Annotated in this window: 15 protein-coding genes; 12 read left to right on the top strand and 3 right to left on the bottom strand. The window is 67.0% G+C overall.

Features of this window, described 5'->3' with window-relative positions; translation table 11 throughout:
* Window positions 1-23: 23 nt before the first annotated feature.
* Window positions 24-1,382 (bottom strand): response regulator transcription factor family protein, encoded by a 1,359-nt coding sequence (locus tag CXQ91_RS13370; RefSeq protein ID WP_104174532.1) that lies wholly within the window; start codon window positions 1,380-1,382, stop codon window positions 24-26.
* Window positions 1,383-1,569: 187 nt separating this feature from the next.
* Between CXQ91_RS13370 and hxlB the strand changes: the two genes are divergently transcribed.
* From hxlB to CXQ91_RS13385, 3 genes are all read left to right on the top strand, one after another.
* Window positions 1,570-2,172: a 6-phospho-3-hexuloisomerase gene (gene hxlB / locus CXQ91_RS13375; RefSeq protein WP_104174406.1), complete on the top strand. Its 603-nt coding sequence runs from the start codon at window positions 1,570-1,572 to the stop codon at window positions 2,170-2,172.
* Window positions 2,173-2,238: 66 nt separating this feature from the next.
* On the top strand, window positions 2,239-2,862 hold the full coding sequence (gene hxlA / locus CXQ91_RS13380; RefSeq protein ID WP_104174407.1) for a 3-hexulose-6-phosphate synthase: 624 nt from the start codon (window positions 2,239-2,241) through the stop codon (window positions 2,860-2,862).
* Between the two features lie 649 nt (window positions 2,863-3,511).
* Window positions 3,512-4,075 (top strand): hypothetical protein, encoded by a 564-nt coding sequence (locus CXQ91_RS13385; protein WP_104174408.1) that lies wholly within the window; start codon window positions 3,512-3,514, stop codon window positions 4,073-4,075.
* A gap of 186 nt (window positions 4,076-4,261) precedes the next feature.
* Here CXQ91_RS13385 and CXQ91_RS13390 read toward each other — a convergent pair whose 3' ends face one another.
* A complete protein-coding gene (locus CXQ91_RS13390; RefSeq protein WP_104174409.1) occupies window positions 4,262-4,933 on the bottom strand; it encodes a GntR family transcriptional regulator in 672 nt (223 codons plus the stop codon).
* A 157-nt stretch (window positions 4,934-5,090) separates the two neighbouring features.
* Between CXQ91_RS13390 and glyA the strand changes: the two genes are divergently transcribed.
* From glyA to purU, 7 genes are read left to right on the top strand one after another with little or no spacing between them, the layout of a single operon-like run.
* A complete protein-coding gene (gene glyA / locus CXQ91_RS13395) occupies window positions 5,091-6,446 on the top strand; it encodes a serine hydroxymethyltransferase (protein ID WP_104174410.1) in 1,356 nt (451 codons plus the stop codon).
* Window positions 6,443-7,663: a sarcosine oxidase subunit beta family protein gene (locus CXQ91_RS13400; RefSeq protein WP_104174411.1), complete on the top strand. Its 1,221-nt coding sequence runs from the start codon at window positions 6,443-6,445 to the stop codon at window positions 7,661-7,663. The genes glyA and CXQ91_RS13400 overlap by 4 nt, the downstream gene beginning before the upstream one ends.
* 27 nt (window positions 7,664-7,690) lie before the next feature.
* Window positions 7,691-8,131, top strand: coding sequence for a sarcosine oxidase subunit delta (locus CXQ91_RS13405; RefSeq protein ID WP_104174412.1), 441 nt, complete (start codon window positions 7,691-7,693; stop codon window positions 8,129-8,131).
* Entirely contained in the window at window positions 8,128-11,091 is a 2,964-nt protein-coding gene (locus CXQ91_RS13410; protein ID WP_104174413.1) for a sarcosine oxidase subunit alpha family protein, read from the top strand. The genes CXQ91_RS13405 and CXQ91_RS13410 overlap by 4 nt, the downstream gene beginning before the upstream one ends.
* Window positions 11,084-11,719, top strand: a complete 636-nt coding sequence (locus tag CXQ91_RS13415; RefSeq protein WP_104174414.1) for a sarcosine oxidase subunit gamma — start codon at window positions 11,084-11,086, stop codon at window positions 11,717-11,719. The genes CXQ91_RS13410 and CXQ91_RS13415 overlap by 8 nt, the downstream gene beginning before the upstream one ends.
* Window positions 11,719-13,092 (top strand): L-serine ammonia-lyase, encoded by a 1,374-nt coding sequence (locus tag CXQ91_RS13420; protein ID WP_104174415.1) that lies wholly within the window; start codon window positions 11,719-11,721, stop codon window positions 13,090-13,092. The genes CXQ91_RS13415 and CXQ91_RS13420 overlap by 1 nt, the downstream gene beginning before the upstream one ends.
* A gap of 3 nt (window positions 13,093-13,095) precedes the next feature.
* Complete coding sequence (purU, locus tag CXQ91_RS13425; RefSeq protein WP_104174416.1) at window positions 13,096-13,992, top strand: formyltetrahydrofolate deformylase; 897 nt, start codon at window positions 13,096-13,098, stop codon at window positions 13,990-13,992.
* A 243-nt stretch (window positions 13,993-14,235) separates the two neighbouring features.
* Here purU and CXQ91_RS13430 read toward each other — a convergent pair whose 3' ends face one another.
* Window positions 14,236-15,933 (bottom strand): PucR family transcriptional regulator, encoded by a 1,698-nt coding sequence (locus tag CXQ91_RS13430; RefSeq protein ID WP_104174417.1) that lies wholly within the window; start codon window positions 15,931-15,933, stop codon window positions 14,236-14,238.
* 111 nt (window positions 15,934-16,044) lie between these two features.
* Here CXQ91_RS13430 and CXQ91_RS13435 point away from each other — a divergent pair, with 111 nt between their 5' ends.
* Window positions 16,045-17,580 carry a cytosine permease gene (locus CXQ91_RS13435; RefSeq protein ID WP_104174418.1) on the top strand — a complete coding sequence of 512 codons (1,536 nt, stop codon included), beginning with the start codon at window positions 16,045-16,047 and terminating at the stop codon, window positions 17,578-17,580.
* A 14-nt stretch (window positions 17,581-17,594) separates the two neighbouring features.
* Window positions 17,595-18,560, top strand: a complete 966-nt coding sequence (locus CXQ91_RS13440) for a polysaccharide deacetylase (RefSeq protein ID WP_104174419.1) — start codon at window positions 17,595-17,597, stop codon at window positions 18,558-18,560.
* The last annotated feature ends 38 nt before the right edge of the window (window positions 18,561-18,598 follow it).

Consider the following 18,598-nt stretch of genomic DNA (forward strand, 5'->3'; position numbering starts at 1 on the left):
CGTGAGCTGTTCCGGTCCCCGGCCTAACGGAGGCCGTTGCTGTGGGCCATGGCGATCGCTTCGGTGCGGGACGAAGCGCCGACCTTCCGGTAGATGTTGCGGAGGTGGAACTTCACGGTGTTCTCGCTGATGTGCAGTTTCGCCGCGATGGCCCGGTTCCGCTGGCCGGCGGCCAGCAGCTGCAGCACCTCGAGTTCCCGCTCACCGAGCTTCCAGTCGGAGACGTCCGCCAGTTGGCGGGCCGGCGGGTCGAGGGGGAGTGAGACGGCGACGTCGGCACCCCAGCCGGGCATCACATCCACCGACATGCTGCCGTCAAGGGCCTCGACGCGCTGGGCGAGGCGGGCCATGTTCGGTGCCGCCGCGGACAGTTCGCCGGGACCGTCGTCGCGGACGTTGACCAGGAGGTTCTCGCCGTCGCAATCCCACTGCGTGCGGATCCGGCGGACGCCTGACTGGTCCACCATGGCAAGCACCAGTCCGCGGACAATCGCTCGGGCCGCATGGGCAACCTCGCCGGGCAGCGCGCGGCCGTTGACGGGAGGCTCGATGAACTGGACGTCGATGCCGCTGAAATTCATCAGTGGTTTCAGGTCCTCGCGGAGGCGCTGGAATGCGGTGGCGACGGGTTCCTCCACGAGTTCCGTGGTGCGGTCGTTAAGGGTGCGGAGCCCCACCAATGCCTTGGCGGCGACGTCGGTGGCGGACCTCCGTGCCGCGTCGTCACCCAGCGCGGGCGACCGCAACGCGGCGAGCAGGGTTTCGAGGGTGGTGGAGTGGCGGTCCACCAGTTCGGCGGTCACCCGGACCCGCTCGGCCGAGGCCGCGCGGGATTCAATGAGGTACGACGGCGGCGCGTCGGCCACCTTCTCCCGGATCCGCTCGGCTGCCAGCGTCCAGAGGTAGCGGAGTATCCGCCCTGCCGCCGCGTGCTGGGCGGGGTCCGGCAGGGGCTGCGGATCGGCGAGGACCAGCAGCGCATTGCTCGGCGAGGACAGGGCAAGGACCGGGTGCGGCTCGCCGCCAAGCACCGCTTCGCCCAGCCAGCCGTCGCCCTGCCAACCTGCGCCCTGCCGCGAGCCACCGCCGGCATCCTCGCCGGAATCATCCTTGCCGGGATCGTCACCGCCGGAACCATCGCTGCGCAGCGACGCCCGGATGTGGTCCAGTTCGGCGATGGACACGCGGCTGATGATCGACTCGTCGCCGGCCTTCTTCTGCGGCCGGCCCGTGCAGTCCTCGGTGAAGATGACCAGGGCCGTGCTTCCCAGGTAGGGGAGGGTGGCCTCCCGCAGCCGCTGGGCAATGGTGGCCAGCGGAGCGGTGGACAGGGCGGCGATGGCCTCGAGCAACGGCTGCGCCTCCCCAACAAGCCGGGGCAGGTCGGGCCGGGGAGAGGAATGGACATCGGGTGCATCGGTGAGGGTTGCCACCTGCCCAGTTTACGGCCAGCCCGGGAATCCACCTATCCCTTTGGGTAGTAAAAACCGTTCGATGATGGCGTTGGACCCACCCGGCAGGCGAGCGAGGATGAATAGGTAACAACATTCGTGAAGGAGGTACAAGCCCATGAGCGTCATCGCAGACACCGCTCCGGCCGCCCTGGCCGGTACATCCCGGGCCTTTAGCCGCAACCGGGCTCTTGTCCGGGACGAAATCAGTGAAGTGTTCCAGCGCGTTGACCCGGCGCAGGTCGCGGCCCTGGTGACCGAGCTCAGGCTGGCCGACAGGATCTTCGTGACCGGGGCCGGGCGCAGCGGCCTAGTCCTGAAAATGGCGGCCATGCGGCTCATGCACCTGGGGCTGACCGTGCACGTCGTCGGCGAGACGACGGCGCCGGCAATCCGTGCCGGCGACCTGCTGCTCGCAGCCTCCGGTTCCGGCACCACCGCAGGAGTCGTCAAGGCGGCAGAAACCGCGGCCGGCCAGGGTGCGCGGGTTGCCGCCTACACCACCAGCCCCGGTTCCCCGCTCGCGGCAGTTGCTGCCGCCGTCGTACTCATCCCGGCCGCCCAGAAGACGGACCACGGCTCGGCCGTGTCCCGGCAGTATTCGGGCAGCCTCTTCGAACAGGTGCTGTTCGCCACCACCGAAGCGGTGTTCCAAAGCCTCTGGGACGAGGACGCGGCGGCCGCGGAGGAACTCTGGCAGCGCCACGCGAACCTCGAATAGACCCGCCGACCGAACCCTGCTCCATCGAAACCCTAAAGCCAACCCCAAGCTGAAAAGAGACCACTCGTGAAACTGCAAGTCGCCATGGACGTCCTGACCGTCGAAGCCGCCCTCGAACTCGCCGGCAAAGTTGCCGAATACGTGGACATCATCGAACTCGGCACGCCGCTGGTGAAGAACGCCGGCCTGTCCGCCGTGACTGCCATCAAGACCGCCCACCCGGACAAGATCGTGTTCGCCGACATGAAGACCATGGACGCCGGCGAGCTGGAAGCCGAGATCGCGTTCAGCGCCGGCGCGGACCTGGTGTCCGTTCTCGGCAGTGCCGACGATTCCACCATCGCCGGGGCGGTCAAGGCAGCGAAGGCCCACAACAAGGGCATCGTTGTTGACCTGATCGGCGTCGCGGACAAGGTGACCCGCGCCAAGGAAGCCCGCGCCCTGGGAGCCAAGTTCATCGAGTTCCACGCCGGCCTCGACGAGCAGGCCAAGCCGGGCTACAACCTGGACGTCCTGCTCAGCGCCGGTGAGGAAGCCCGTGTTCCGTTCTCCGTCGCGGGCGGAGTGAACATCTCCACCATCAACGCCGTGCAGCGCGCGGGCGCGGATGTCGCCGTCGTCGGCGGTTCCATCTACAGCGCGGACGACCCCGCCCTCGCCGCCAAGGAGCTGCGGGCCGCGATCATCTGATCCCGACGGGCCCGATCACCGGGACCGCCGGGCTTTGCCCGCGGTTGGAGCGCACGACGGCGGTCCGCACCTTTTGGTGCGGGCCGCCGTTTGTGTTGCGCCCGGCCGGCCGGCCTTTCCGGGGCCTGCTGCTGTTCCTGGCGGAGCAAATGTCCGTGGCGAAGCAAGTGTCCGGCGCGCTGGCGGGTGATTTTCAGCGCCGGATTCGAGTAGTGCGGGCCGTTCCGTCCGGACCACGGCCATGCCACACTTGGTGGACTATCGATTGACTGGGGGGATCCACGTCAGGAGATTGTCATGGGAATTAGGATGGCCCCCCGCACTTCGTGCTCCCAATTGGTGGTGAGCAACCCATGATGATCGGCTGGGCTTACCTCATGGCGGCAATCATGACCGTGGACTCACTCCTGCTGGGGCTGCTGCTGCTGAACATGAAGTGGCCAAAGAGCTGGAAGAGAAACGGCTGAGTCCTTAGTCGTCTCAGACGCCCCCTGCGCGTGACCTGACCTCCCGGGCGGCATTCACAGCATGCCGACAGGATCCGAACAGCAGCGCCACACCTTGGCGCCGCATCTTTGAGTAAGGGACGGTGCAAACCGGCCGTTCTTCCCAAAGAGCCGTTTCACGCGGCGGATCGAGGAGACATCAGATGTCACGCATGAAGAGAATCACGCTTGGCCTTTCGGCCGGGGCATTGGCGCTGGGCGCCGGACTGGGAGTCACCGGGATGGCCTCGGCAGCCGAAACCCCAAGCCCCAGTGCCACCGCATCGGCCGAGGCCACCACGCCGGACGGCTCCGCCGCCACACACGGCGGAATACGGGGCGGACACAAGGGTGGCGACCGCGGCCAGCTGGCAGCTGACCTGGCCACCAAGCTTGGCGTGGAGGAGGCCAAGGTGACCGAAGCCCTCCAGTCGTTCCGGGATGCCAACAAGCCGGCCGAAGGGACCAAGCCAGCTGAGGGCACCAAGCCGGACCGCTCCGCCCGGGACGCGGCACTGGCCAAGTCCCTGGCGGAGTCGCTCGGCGTCGAGGAATCCAAGGTCACCGCAGCGCTGGAGGAAATCCGCGCCGCCGGCCAGGCCGAACGCGCGGCCGCGCTCAAGACCAGGCTCGACCAGGCAGTCACCGACGGCAAACTCACCCAGGCCGAGGCGGACGCCGTCACCAAGGCCGTGGAAAGCGGGGTGATCGGCGGCGGCGGCCGATAGGAAGCAGGGCCTTCCTCGCAGTAAACGCAAGAGTCCCCCGGGCAGTGCTGACCGCCCGGGGGACTCTTCCCTTTCGGCGACGCTCTCTCACTTCCTGCCGCCTGAGGCCAAACGCTCTCTCACGTGTGAGAGAGCGTTTCGGTTTTCGTTGCGAAAAGTGAGAGAGCGTCGCGGAAGGGGAGCTGCTTAGAGGACCTTCCGGATGGTTTCCTCGAAGCTCGTGACGTGGTGCAGGGCCAGCTCGCCCGCTTTGTCGGCGTCCCCGGCCGCCACCGCTTTGAGCAGCTCCACGTGTTCAGTGATGTGGCCGCTGACTGAGGGCACCTTGTCCAGGACCACGCACCAGATGCGCGTTGCCAGGTTGTCGTAACGGATCAGGGTGCTTTCCAGATGCGGGTTAGCGGCCGCCTTGTAAATCAGCCGGTGCACCATCAGGTCGTAGCGCATGAGGTCGCGCGACTCCCCCTGGCCGGGGGCCAGCTCCGCGATGGCGTCGGCGACGCGCAGCAGTTCCCGCCGCATGCTCCCGCTTGCCCTGCTGGCAGCACGGCGGGCAGCCAGCGGCTCCAGCAGTTCGCGGATTTCCGAGACATCCGCCAATTCCGTGAAATCCACATTGGTGGCAAAGGTTCCGCGGCGCGGATAGGAAATGACCAGGTGGTCCACTTCCAGTCGCTTGATCGCCTCACGCACGGGAGTGCGCCCAAATCCGAGCTCGGCGGCCAACTGCCCGTCATTGATGGGTTCACCGGGCCGTATTTCGAGCATGATCAGCTTGTCGCGCAGCTGCCTGTAGGCGGCCTCCGCCTGTGACGGTGCCTCGTCTTCGGTCTGAGGCAGGGCAAGAAGTGCATTCAAGGCGCCGCTCCGTTCTTCGCTGCAGGTTCGAAACTTCCAAGCGGAAGCTTCGTGCCACTTTCGTTCAGCTATTGACTCTGCTGTGATCTCAATCATACCATTGACCTCACACTGATATATCAGTCATAACAACAGTGGTATTTCAAAAGGAGCATCCGTGGTTGAGCAGTTGAACGAGCGACTTTCCGCAGTCGATCCCGAGGTCCAGCAGGCCATCAACAATGAGCTGGGCCGCCAGCAGTCGACGCTGGAAATGATCGCCTCGGAGAATTTCGCCCCGTCCGCCGTCATGGAGGCGCAGGGCTCGGTCCTGACGAACAAGTACGCCGAGGGCTACCCCGGCAAGCGCTACTACGGCGGCTGCGAGCACGTTGACGTGATCGAGCAGCTCGCCATCGACCGGGTCAAGGCCCTGTTCGGCGCGGAATTTGCGAACGTCCAGCCGCACTCCGGCGCCCAGGCCAACGCCGCCGCCATGTTCGCCCTGCTGAACCCGGGCGACACCATCATGGGGCTGAGCCTGGCGCACGGCGGCCACCTCACCCACGGCATGAAGATCAACTTCTCCGGCAAGCTCTACAACGTGGTCCCGTACCACGTGCGTGAATCGGACCTCCGCGTGGACATGGCCGAGGTCGAGGCGCTGGCCCTGGAACACCGGCCCAAGCTGATCGTTGCCGGCTGGTCCGCCTACTCCCGCCAGCTGGACTTCGCCGAGTTCCGCCGCATCGCCGACCTGGTGGGCGCCTACCTGATGGTGGACATGGCGCACTTCGCCGGCCTGGTGGCAGCAGGGCTGCACCCGAACCCGGTGCCGTACGCCGACGTCGTCACCACCACCACGCACAAAACCCTGGGCGGCCCGCGCGGCGGAGTCATCCTCGCCAAGGAGGAGTACGCCCGCAAGATCAACAGCGCCGTGTTCCCCGGCCAGCAGGGCGGTCCGCTGGAGCACGTCATCGCCGCCAAGGCCGTGGCCTTCAAGCTCGCCGGCACCCCGGAATTCAAGGAACGCCAGGAACGCGTGCTCCAGGGATCCAAGCTGCTGGCCGAACGGCTCCTCCGCGACGACGTCGCAGTGGTCGGCATCTCCGTGGTCAACGGCGGCACCGACGTCCACCTGGTCCTCGTGGACCTGCGGAACTCGGAACTGGACGGCCAGCAGGCCGAAGACGTGCTGCACCGGATCGGCATCACGGTCAACCGCAACGCAGTGCCGTTCGACCCCCGCCCGCCGATGGTTTCCTCCGGCCTCCGGATCGGCACGCCCGCCCTTGCCACCCGCGGCTTTGGCGCCGTGGAATTCACCGAAGTGGCGGACATCATCGCGACGGCGCTCATCGCTGCGGCGACCGCCGGTGAAACCGACGGCGGATCGCTCAGCGAGGACACCGCCGTCGGACTCCGCGCACGGGTCACCGCCCTTGCCGAGCAGTTCCCGCTTTACCCGCATCTTTCCGGCGAAGCCGAGATTGCCACGTTTGAAACAGAAATGATTGGAGCAGCCCAGTGAGCACGCAACAGCTCCCGGAACACCCGGATTTCCTCTGGCGCAACCCTGAGCCCAAGTCCTCCTATGACGCCGTGATTGTGGGCGGCGGCGGGCACGGCCTGGCCACGGCTTACTTCCTGGCCAAGAACCACGGGATGACCAACATTGCCGTCCTGGAAAAGGGCTGGCTGGCCGGCGGCAACATGGCCCGCAACACCACCATCATCCGCTCCAACTACCTCTGGGACGAGAGCGCGGCCATCTACGAGCACGCCCTGAAGCTGTGGGAAATCCTGCCGGAAGAGCTCGAATACGACTTCCTGTTCAGCCAGCGCGGCGTGATGAACCTGGCCCACACCCTCGGTGATGTCCGTGAAAGCATCCGGCGCGTCGGAGCGAACAAGCTCAATGGCGTGGACGCTGAATGGCTGGAGCCGGACCAGGTCAAGGAACTCTGCCCCATCCTCAACATCAGCGACAACATCCGCTACCCCGTCATGGGCGCCACCTACCAGCCGCGGGCGGGCATCGCCAAGCACGACCACGTGGCCTGGGCCTTCGCCCGCAAATGCGATGAGCTGGGCGTGGACATCATCCAGAACTGCGAGGTCACCGGCTTCCTCAAGGACGGGAACCGCGTCGTCGGCGTCAAAACCAACCAGGGCACGATCCACACCGAAAAGGTGGGCCTGTGCGCCGCCGGGCACAGCTCGGTCCTCGCCGAAATGGCCGGCTTCCGGCTCCCCATCCAGTCCCACCCGCTCCAGGCACTGGTGTCCGAACTCCACGAACCCGTCCACCCCACCGTGGTCATGTCCAACCACGTCCACGTCTACGTCTCGCAGGCGCACAAGGGCGAACTGGTGATGGGCGCCGGCGTCGACTCCTACAACGGCTACGGCCAGCGCGGATCCTTCCACGTGATCGAGCACCAGATGGCAGCCGCCGTCGAACTCTTCCCGGTCTTCGCCCGGGCCCATGTGCTCCGGACCTGGGGCGGCATTGTGGACACCACGCTGGATGCCTCCCCCATCGTGGGCACCACCCCGGTGGAGAACATGTTCGTCAACTGCGGCTGGGGAACCGGCGGCTTCAAAGGCACTCCGGCTGCCGGACTCACGTTCGCGCACACCATCGCCACGGGCACGCCGCACAAGCTGAACAAGCCGTTTGCGCTGGAGCGCTTCGAAACCGGAGCCCTGATCGACGAACACGGCGCAGCCGCCGTCGCCCACTAGCCGCCGTTCACTAGAAAGAAGACGCACATGCTGCTTATCTCATGCCCCAACTGCGGCTCGCGCGACGAGACCGAGTTCCACTACGGCGGCCAGGCCCACGTGCCCTACCCGGAAAACCCGAACGAGCTGAACGACCGCGAATGGGCCGAGTTCCTGTTCTACCGGGACAACACCAAGGGAACGTTCGCCGAGCGCTGGCTGCACAGCACCGGCTGCCGCCAGTGGTTCAACATGCTCCGCGACACCGTCACCTACGACATCCAGGCCGTCTACCCGATGGGCACGCCGCGGCCTGCAACTGCCGCCCCCAACGCGGCCGAATCCGGAACTGCCAGCCTCGCGGCTGACAGCACCACCACCGGCACCGCCGGCCCCAGCATCGCCGCCCCCAGCACCTCGGCAACCAGCATCACCGCCACCAGCACGACCCAGTCCGGCACCACCGCCCCGGAAGGAGCAACCAAGTGACTTCCCAGAACGCCCGCCTCGCCGCCGGCGGACGCATCGACCGCAGCATCTCCTGGCGTTTCACCGTGGACGGCGAGGAATTCACCGGACACCCCGGCGACACGATCGCTTCCGCCCTGCTCGCCAACGGCCGGGTGGCCGCCGGCAATTCGCTCTACGAGAACCGCCCCCGCGGCATCATGGCCGCCGGCGTGGAAGAGCCCAACGCGCTGGTGCGGGTCGAACCGCGCTTCCCGGGCGACGTGGCCGAGTCCATGCTTCCCGCCACCACCGTCACCCTGGTGGACGGCCTGAAGGCTGACCTGCTGAACGGCCTGGGCCGGCTGGACCCGGAGGAAGACCGCGCCGAGTACGACAAGAAGTACCTGCACACCGACGTCCTGGTGATCGGCGGCGGCCCCGCCGGCCTTGCCGCGGCCCGCGAAGCCGTCCGCACCGGCGCCCGGGTGATGCTCATGGACGACCAGCCCGAACTGGGCGGCACGCTCCTCTCCGGATCCACGGCCCCGGGCCTGGCCGAGACCATCGAGGGCAAGCCGGCCCTGGAATGGGTGGCGGACGTCGAAGCCGAACTCGTTTCCGCGGCCGAGTGCACCGTCCTGAACCGGACCACGGCCTTCGGCGCCTACGACGCCAACTACGTCATCGCCGTCCAGAACCGCACGGACCACCTGTCCAGCCCGGCCGCCCCCGGCGTGTCCAGGCAGCGTATTTGGCACATCCGTGCCAACCAGGTTGTCCTGGCTCCCGGCGCCCACGAACGCCCGCTGGTCTTCGAGAACAACGACCGCCCGGGCATCATGCTCGCCTCCGCCGTCCGGAGCTACCTCAACCGCTACGCCGTCGCCGCGGGGCAGCGGGTGGTCATCAGCACCACCAACGACAGCGCCTACGCCCTGGCCGCGGACCTGCGGGCCGCCGGCGTCAAGGTCGCCGCCGTCGTCGACGCCCGCCCCGGCATCACTCCGGTGGCTGCCGCCGCCGTCGAATCCGGGACACGGGTGCTGATCGGCAGTGCCGTGGCCAACACCGCCTCTACCGAGTCCGGCGCGGCCGGAACAAACACAGGACGGCTGAACTCCGTCACCGTCCGCAGCATCAACGACGACGGCGAACTCACCTCCGGCATCGAAGAGATCGCCTGCGACCTGCTGGCAGTCTCCGGCGGCTGGAGCCCGCTGGTGCACCTGCACTCGCAGCGGCAGGGAAAGCTGCGCTGGGACGAGGACCTGGCGGCCTTCGTGCCGAGCACCGTGGTCCCGAACCAGCAGATTGTCGGCTCCGGCCGCGGCAGCTTCGAACTCGGGGACTGCCTCGCCGAAGGCATCTCCGCCGGAGCGTCGGCCGCCATCGCCGCGGGCTTCAGTTCCGCCGTCGAGCCTTCGGTACCCGGCGAGGCGAAAGCCTCAGGCCCCACCCGCCAGCTGTGGCTGGTTCCCGGTCAGGCCGGCACGCCGGACGACTGGCACCACCACTTCGTCGACTTCCAGCGGGACCAGTCCGTGGCCGACGTCCTCCGCTCCACCGGGGCCGGCATGCGGTCCGTGGAGCACATCAAGCGTTACACCTCCATCAGCACCGCCAACGACCAGGGCAAGACGTCCGGCGTCAACGCGATCGGCGTCATTGCCGCGGCCCTCCGGCAGGCCGGCGAAGCCTCCCGGGGCATCGGAGACATCGGCACCACCACCTACCGGGCGCCGTTCACGCCCGTGGCCTTCGCGGCACTCGCCGGACGCCAGCGCGGCGAACTGTTCGACCCCGCCCGCGTCACGTCGATCCACCCGTGGCACGTGGCACAGGGCGCACTGTTCGAGGACGTCGGGCAGTGGAAGCGACCCTGGTACTACCCGCAGGACGGGGAGGACATGGACACCGCCGTGCTGCGCGAGTGCGGCGCCGTCCGCGACTCCGTCGGCTTCATGGACGCCACCACGCTCGGCAAGATCGAAATCCGGGGCAAGGACGCCGGTGAGTTCCTCAACCGGATCTACACCAACGCGTTCAAGAAGCTCGCCCCGGGGTCCGCCCGCTACGGCGTGATGTGCATGGCGGACGGCATGATCTTCGACGACGGCGTGACCCTCCGCCTTGACGAGGACCGGTTCTTCATGACCACCACCACCGGCGGCGCCGCGAAGGTGCTGGACTGGCTGGAGGAATGGCTGCAGACCGAGTGGCCTGAACTGGACGTGCACTGCACCTCGGTGACCGAACAGTGGAGCACCATTGCCGTCGTCGGGCCCAAATCCCGTGCGGTGATCGCCAAGCTGGCACCGGAACTCGCCGCGGGCGGCGGGCTGGAGGCGGAAGCCTTCCCTTTCATGACCTTCCGCGAAACCACCCTCGCCTCCGGCGTGCAGGCGCGGATCTGCCGGATCTCTTTCTCCGGTGAACTGGCCTACGAGATCAACGTGCCGTCCTGGTACGGGCTGAACACGTGGGAAGCGGTGGCCGCCGCGGGGGCCGAATTCAACATCACCCCGTACGGCACCGAAACCATGCACGTGCTCCGGGCCGAAAAGGGCTACCCGATCGTCGGCCAGGACACCGACGGCACCGTCACCCCGCAGGACGCCGGGATGGAATGGGTGGTTTCCAAGGCCAAGGACTTCATCGGCAAGCGCTCCTACGCCCGGGCCGACGCCCGGCGCGAGGACCGCAAGCACCTGGTCAGTGTCCTTCCCGTGGACGGAACGCTGCGGCTGCCGGAAGGCACCCAGCTCGTGGAAAAGGGGATCACCACCAACCCCGCCTACGGTCCCGTCCCGATGCAGGGCTTCGTGACCTCGAGCTACCACAGCGCCGCACTGGGCAGGTCGTTCGCCCTGGCTCTGATCAAGAACGGCCGCAACCGCATCGGCGAGACCCTCGTGGCCGCCGCCGGAGACCAGCTGGTCGAGGTCATCGTCGCCGAAACCGTACTTTTTGACCCCGAAGGGACCCGTAAAGATGGCTAACACAGCAGCACTCACAGGCATCAATGGACTCCGGGAAATCCGCCGCAGCCCCGCCTCACACTTGGCCAAAGCGCTGGAGGCCGGCTCCGTTCCGGGAAAGATCGTCCTGAAGGAAGGACCGTTCCAGACCATGGCCGGCGTCCGCGTCGACCCCACGTCCGAGGAAGGGACCCGGATCGCCTCCGTCACCGGCGGCCTGCCGGCACGCTGTGGCGAGGTGGCCGGCACGGAGGGCCTCAGTGTCCTCTGGCTGGGACCATCCGAGTTCCTGGTGGTGGCGCCGGAGGAAGCCCATGACTCCCTGGGCGGTGACCTGATCGGCTCGCTCACGGACGCCCTGGGCGACGCACCGGGCCAGGTGGTGGACCTCTCCGCCAACCGCACCACGTTCGAACTCTCCGGTCCGCGGGCCCGGGCAGTGCTGGAGAAGGGCTGCGCCCTGGACCTGCACCCGCGCAGCTTCACGCCGGGAACGGCCCTGACGACGGAAGTCGGCAACATCCCGGTCACCCTGCTGAAGACCGGGGAGGAAAGCTTCAGGCTGTTCCCCCGGGCCTCGTTCGCGGACTTCCTGGGCCGCTGGCTCCTGGATGGCATGAGGGAGTTCGCTTCCCCTGAGGTGCCCTAATGGCCCTCAGCGCCCTGGACCTGTTCTCCGTTGGCATCGGGCCGTCCTCGTCACACACGGTCGGCCCTATGCGGGCAGCAAAACTGTTCGCGGACGGGCTCAAAGGTGATGGCCACCTGAGTGCCGCGGTCCGGGTCCAGGCAGAACTGTTCGGATCGCTCGGTGCCACCGGCCGCGGCCACGGCTCCGACAAGGCCGTGGTGCTGGGCCTTCAGGGCCTGGACCCGGAAACCGTGGACACCGCCACGGCCGACGACCAGGTGGCCGCGGCAGCCCTCGACGCCGAACTCCGGATCGGCGGCCACCACCGGGTGGACTTCAACTGGGACGAGGACGTGGTGCTGCACCGCCGCAAATCGTTGCCCGCCCACCCCAACGGCATGACCTTCCGGGCGCTCGACCACACCGGCGCCGTCCTCAGCGAACGGAGCTTCTATTCAATTGGGGGCGGCTTCGTTGTTGACGGCGATGCCGACGGCGGCGACCGGGTGGTGGCCGACGCCACCGTCCTGCCCTACCCGTTCACCACCGCCGACGAACTGCTGGCCATCTGCAGCCGCGAAGGCATGTCCATCTCCGACGTGATGCTCGCCAACGAACTGGTGTGGCGCAGCGAAGCGGAACTCCGCGAGAAGCTGCTGGCGCTCTGGGCCGTCATGCGCGAATGCGTGGACAACGGCTGCGCCGCGGAAGGAATCCTTCCCGGCGGGCTGAACGTCAGGCGACGGGCGCCGTCGTTGTTCCGCACGCTGACCGCGGACACCGGCGTCACCGATCCGCTCCGAGCCATGGAGTGGGTGAACCTCTTCGCGCTCGCCGTCAACGAGGAAAACGCCGCCGGCGGGCGCATCGTCACCGCCCCCACCAACGGCGCGGCCGGCATCGTGCCGGCGGTGCTGCACTACTACATCAAATTTGTTCCGGGAGCCGACGACGACGGTGTGGTCCGCTTCCTGCTGGCGGCGGCCGCCGTCGGGATTCTCTTCAAGATCAACGCCTCCATTTCCGGCGCGGAAGTGGGCTGCCAGGGTGAAGTGGGCTCGGCCTGCTCCATGGCGGCCGCCGGGCTGTGCGAGGTCATGGGCGGCACCCCCGAACAGGTGGAAAACGCCGCCGAAGTGGGCATTGAACACAACCTTGGGCTGACCTGCGATCCCGTGGGTGGCCTGGTGCAGATTCCCTGCATCGAACGGAACGCGATCGCCAGCGTGAAGGCCATCAACGCCGCGCGGCTGGCGCTGCACGGCGATGGCAACCACAAGGTGTCGCTGGATAAAGCCATCAAAACCATGCGTGAGACAGGAGCGGACATGAAAACCAAGTACAAGGAGACCTCCCGCGGGGGCCTCGCCGTGAATGTGATCGAGTGCTGAGCCATGACTGCCATCGAGACTGAAACCTCCCTCCCGGAGCAGGCCACCACCGTGGAGCATGTCCTGACGCTCGACTGCCGGGAGTCGCCGGGCATTGTCCACGCCGTCTCCGGCTTCCTGCTGGAACACGGCTGCGACATCATCGACAACCAGCAGTTCGGCGAACGCTCCGAAGGGCACTTCTTTATGCGGGTGCACTTCGCGTCCGACGGCGATGCCTCCACCGCGGACACCCTGCGGGCCGCTTTTGCCCCGGTGGCTGACCGCTTCGGGATGAGCTGGCGGCTGGAGCCGCAGGGTTCCAAGCGCCGGGTGCTGATCATGGTGTCCAAGTTCGGGCACTGCCTCAACGACCTGCTGTTCCGCGCCAGGATCGGCGAACTGCCCGTTGACGTGGTGGCCGTGGTCTCCAACCACACGGACCACCAGGCGCTCGTGGAATGGCACGGCATCCCGTTCTTCCACGTGCCCGTCACCGCCGCCACCAAGCCCGAGGCGGAGGGCCGGCTGCTGGAGCTCATCGACGAGTACGACGTCGAGCTCGTGGTGCTGGCCCGCTACATGCAGGTCCTCAGCGACGGGCTCACGCGCAAGCTGGACGGCAAGGCGATCAACATCCACCACTCGTTCCTGCCCAGCTTCAAGGGTGCCAAGCCGTACCACCAGGCCTACGCCCGCGGCGTGAAGACCGTGGGTGCCACCGCGCACTACGTCAACGGCGAGCTCGACGAGGGGCCGATCATCTCGCAGCAGACGGTGGAAGTGGACCACACCTACGGACCGGAGGACCTCGTCGCGGCTGGCCGCGACACGGAGTGCAAAGCGCTCAGCAACGCCGTTCGCTGGCACTGCGAGGGCCGGGTGATCCTCCGCGGCAGCAGGACCGTGGTGCTCCGCTAACCTACCTGGACGCTCTCTCACTTCCTGTCGCCTCAACCGGGACGCTCTCTCACTTCCTGTCGCTTCAACCGGGACGCTCTCTCACTTCCTGTTGCCTCAACCGGGACGCTCTCTCACTTCCTGTCGCTTCAACCGGGACGCTCTCTCACTTTCTTGGGGAAAGCGAGAGAGCGTCCCTGTTTTTGTTGCGAAAGGTGAGAGAGCGTCCTGTATTGCAGCCGGGGCTGCTGCTTCCCGGAGGGGCTACAGCGCGGCCAGCCGGGTGGCCAGGTGCAGCGCGGCGAGCCGGCCCGTTCCCCGCGGGTCGCCGCCGCACAGCTCGAAAATCCGTTGCAGGCGGTGGTGCATCGACTGCCGTTCCACGTGCAGTTCCCGGGCGGCCTGCGCTGTATTGCAGCCGGAGTCGAGCCAGGTTGCCAGTGTTGCCAGAAGCTGGGAGTTCCGCCGCGCGTCGTGCTCCAGCACGGGCCCCAACTGCTGGCGGATGAAATCCTGCCGCACGCCCTGGTCCAGATGCTGCGCCACCAGGCGCTCCACGGCGAGGTGCTCGACGTCGAGCACCACACCTTCGGTTTCTGACAGCGGCCGGGCCACCGCCCGAAGCGAACCGTTCACGGCAAGGTCCAGGGCGCACTTCGCCTCGGACAGCGACCACGGCGCGTTTTCGATCCCGGACGCCAGGGGACCCACCGCCGTCATGGTTCCGGCCTCAACCGGCAACTCCCGCAACGCTGTCACGAGCTCGGCGCGTGCGGCCACCGCCCCGTCAAAGGGAAGGGCGGCAAGCGCCAGGAGCTCCGCGTTGTCCACGTAGCTGGCACTCTGCTGGGCCGAGCGCTTCAGGATCTTGTCCATTGCCGCCCGCAGCTGCTGCGAGGTGGAAGTCCTGACGACGACGGCGACGACCGTGGCAGAGGGCGGGATCCCGGCAGCCGGAGACAGCTGTTGAAGCCGCCAAGGCTGGCTGCCGGAGCTGACAGCACGCAGGAGTGCGGTCCCGGCCACCTCTTTCAGCCCGGGTGGCATCCGTTGAAGCAGCGCCAGCGAAAGGATGTCAATGCAGCGCCCGCCGGCGACACGCGCCAGGTTGACGTCGCCATGGGCCGGAACGTTGATGACCAGCCGGGCGGAGGGAACGCCGCGGACCGGCACGTCGATGCTGATCAACGTGCCGTCGGCGCCAGGCCCGGCTGCCAGCCCGGGCCCTTCTTCTGCCCCGGAACCGCCTGCCTCGGAGCCTGCTGCCCCGGAACCGCCTGCCGGAGTGGAGCCGTCCGCCCCGGAGCCGCCTGCCGGAGTGGAGCCGTCCGCCCGCTGCGTATCTGCGCTGTCCGGGCCGGCGCCGCCAGCGGCTGCGCTGTCAGTGCCCGGGGTGTCCGGTCCCGCACTGCCGAGGGTCACGCCGGACACCGACGAGAGCTCCAGGGTCGCGTCAATGAGTCCGGCCAGTACTGCCAGGATCTGATCGAGGCTGCTCCCGTGGGCCAGTTCAACAGCCATGGCATGGCTGGCCTCATCTGCGCGGCGCAGGTGCGCCACCGATTCGCTGACAAGCATCGAATTGATGGCCTGCATGATGCCCACGAAAGGCACCACCTTGCGCAATTCAATGAGGGGGAGCCCGGCGCTTTCCGCCGCCCGGACCATCGACAGTGGAATCGAGGCCAGGGTCTGTCCTGTTTCCACCGCCAGGGCACCCACGCCTCTGGCGGCAAGCTGCCGGACGTACTCCACCCGGCGGCCATCCGATGCCGTTGCCAACGCGTCGCCGCCGGTGAGAAGAAGCTCGCCGCCGCTAAGTAGCGGGGCTATATCCAAAACCTCACTGGAGTGGACCCATCGCAGCTGGGTGCTGGCCGCTGCGGCAGCGCCGGCGCGGATCACGGGATCAGCGGCGGTGAGAGTGGAGTGTTTCAGGATTTCACTGAGCTTGATTGGCATTACGCTCCGTCATGCAAAGGGCGGTTTTCGTATACATATCGTATCTTGTCCAGTGTGGTCTACAGCACATAACCTTGCGGTATCCCCCTTTTCTCCCTATGGAGGCCCCACATGCATAACAACTCCACTGCAGCCTCGGCTGGCCCAGTGCAGGCAGTCGACAACGACGTCGAAGCCTGGCTGCAGCCCATCCCGGAATCCCAGCGGACCAGGAAAGTCTCCGGACAATTCTGGATCTGGGCCGGCGCCAACCTCGCCCCCATCAACTGGGTGCTCGGCGCCCTCGGCATCCACCTCGGCCTCGGCTTCGCCGATACGGTTATCGTTCTGGTCTTGGGGAACCTGATCGGCATGCTCCTGTTCGGCTGCTTTGTCCTGCTCGGCCAGAAGACCGGGGCCACCGGCATGGTGCTGGCCCGCGCAGCGTTCGGCAGGCGCGGAAATTACCTGCCAGCCGCCATCCAGGCGCTGCTGGTGATCGGCTGGTGCGCGGTGAACACCTGGATCATCCTGGACCTGGTGATGGCGCTGTTCGGAACCCTCGGCTGGGTTGACCCGACGGCCCAGAACTACGCCTGGAAGATCGGCGTCGCCACGACCATCATGGCGGCGCAGGTGGCCATCGCCTGGTTCGGCTACAAGGCCATCGCGGCATTTGAGAAGTGGACCGTGCCGCCCACCATCATCATCCTCGCGGTGATGTCCGCCGTCGCCTGGTTCGGCATGAAGATCAACTGGTCCTACGCCGGACCGGCCGGCAATATCCTCGAAGGCTCGGAACGGATCGCCGCGATGAGCGCCGTCATGACAGCCATTGGCATCGGCTGGGGGATCACCTGGTTCACCTATGCCGCCGATTACTCCCGCTTCGTCAGCACGGAAGTGCCGAAGCGGCGGGTCTACCTGGCCTCGGTTCTGGGTCAGTTCATCCCTGTTGTCTGGCTTGGAATCCTGGGCGCCAGCCTCGCAACCAACAGCGGCGAGATCGATCCCGGAAAACTCATCGTCCAGAACTTCGGAGTCCTCGCACTTCCGGTGCTGCTGATGGTCCTGCACGGACCCATCGCCACCAACATCCTGAACATCTACACCTTCTCCGTCGCGACGCAAGCCCTCGACATCACCATCAGCCGCCGCAAGCTGAACCTGTTCGTCGGTGTGTTCTCGCTGGCCGCCGTCGTCTTCTTCATCTTCCAGGAGGACTTCGCCGCGGTGCTGGATGCGTGGCTCATCGGACTCGTCGCATGGGTGGCTGCCTGGGGCGGTGTGATGCTGGTGCATTACTTCTGGATCGAGAAGCGCTGGCCTGGCGACCCCGCACGACTGTTTGACGGCGTGGGCACCAAGCGCCTCCCCGGTGTGAACTGGGCCGGCATCGTATCCCTCCTGATCGGCATTTTCGCCACCTGGCTGTTCATGTACGGGCTGGTCCCGGCAATGCAGGGCCCCATCGCCGTGGCCCTGGGCGGCTGGGACCTGTCCTGGCTCGCCGGCGGACTCAGCAGCGCCGCGAGCTACGCGGTCCTGGGGCCCCGGTTTCACCGCAAGTTTCTGGTCGGCGCAGAACCGCAGCCGGCCGCGGTAACCGTCCCGGAGTCAGATGTCCCCGAGGCGGCTGCCCGCCCGACAACCGCCGTCTCGCTCTAGAAAGGAATCGGACCATGGAATTCCCCGCCTTCCCGGACTCCGCCCATCCCATCACCTGGCCCGAAGGGTACAGGGCGGCCGCATCCTTCACCTTCGACGTGGACGCGGAGTCATGCACCATCGCCCACGACCCCACCAGCACTCGCCGGATGTCCCTCATGACCCACCAGTCCTACGGACCCAAGGTTGCGGTACCGCGGCTGCTGCAGATCCTGCAGCGCCAGGACATCCAGGCCACCTTCTTCATCCCCGGCTTCACCGCCGAAAGCTACCCCGACGTGGTGCGCCGGATCGTGGACGCAGGCCATGAGATCGCCCACCACGGCTACCTGCACGAACCCATGCAGGGCATCGACGCAGCCACCGAGGCGCGGTACATCGACCGGGGGCTGGAAGCGCTGGCCAAGGTCGCGGGCGTGCGGCCGGTCGGCTACCGCGCTCCCTGGTGGGAGCTGAACTGGCACTCGCCGGCCCTGCTGGCGGATAGGGGCTTCCTCTACGACTCCAGCCTGCTCGACGGCGATGCGCCGTACCGCTTCAGCGTCGCCGAAGGCGACTCCAGGGACCTGGTCGAAATCCCGGTCGACTGGGCGCTTGACGACTGGGAGCAGTACGCCTTCTACCCCGGGGTGACCGGCAGCGGGGTCATCGAAAGCCCCGCCAAGGTCCTCGAAATGTGGACCCTGGAAGCAGAGGCGCACCACGCGGCCGGAAGCTGCTTCGTCCTGACGAACCATCCGTTCATCTCGGGCCGGCCGTCCAAAGCGGTGGCCCTCGAACAGCTGATCAGCCGGGTCAAGGCCATGGACGGTATGTGGGTCACCACAATGGCCAAAATCGCCGAGCATACGCGGGACACCGTGACTGAGGTCCACAGCCACGCGCGTATTGAGGTTCCCGGTTTCCCCGACGCCGGCGCCCGCTTCACCCCGGGGCAGGTCCGTCACTCCGTAGTGGCATCCGACCGGGCTCGCATCTGAAATGGATTAACGCAGCCGGAACCCTCTCTCACTAATTA

The organism is Arthrobacter sp. Y81 (genome assembly GCF_002929335.1).
Taxonomy (GTDB): Bacteria; Actinomycetota; Actinomycetes; order Actinomycetales; family Micrococcaceae; genus Arthrobacter.

Bases quoted from the DNA above. Each gene is read 5' to 3' on its own strand.
- CXQ91_RS13385 (WP_104174408.1), top strand. From the start codon at position 3,512: ATGTCACGCATGAAGAGAATCACGCTTGGCCTTTCGGCCGGGGCATTG.
- CXQ91_RS13405 (WP_104174412.1), top strand. From the start codon at position 7,691: ATGCTGCTTATCTCATGCCCCAACTGCGGCTCGCGCGACGAGACCGAG.
- hxlB (WP_104174406.1), top strand. From the start codon at position 1,570: ATGAGCGTCATCGCAGACACCGCTCCGGCCGCCCTGGCCGGTACATCC.
- CXQ91_RS13435 (WP_104174418.1), top strand. From the start codon at position 16,045: ATGCATAACAACTCCACTGCAGCCTCGGCTGGCCCAGTGCAGGCAGTC.
- CXQ91_RS13415 (WP_104174414.1), top strand. From the start codon at position 11,084: ATGGCTAACACAGCAGCACTCACAGGCATCAATGGACTCCGGGAAATC.
- CXQ91_RS13420 (WP_104174415.1), top strand. From the start codon at position 11,719: ATGGCCCTCAGCGCCCTGGACCTGTTCTCCGTTGGCATCGGGCCGTCC.
- CXQ91_RS13440 (WP_104174419.1), top strand. From the start codon at position 17,595: ATGGAATTCCCCGCCTTCCCGGACTCCGCCCATCCCATCACCTGGCCC.
- CXQ91_RS13430 (WP_104174417.1), bottom strand. From the start codon at position 15,933: ATGCCAATCAAGCTCAGTGAAATCCTGAAACACTCCACTCTCACCGCC.
- purU (WP_104174416.1), top strand. From the start codon at position 13,096: ATGACTGCCATCGAGACTGAAACCTCCCTCCCGGAGCAGGCCACCACC.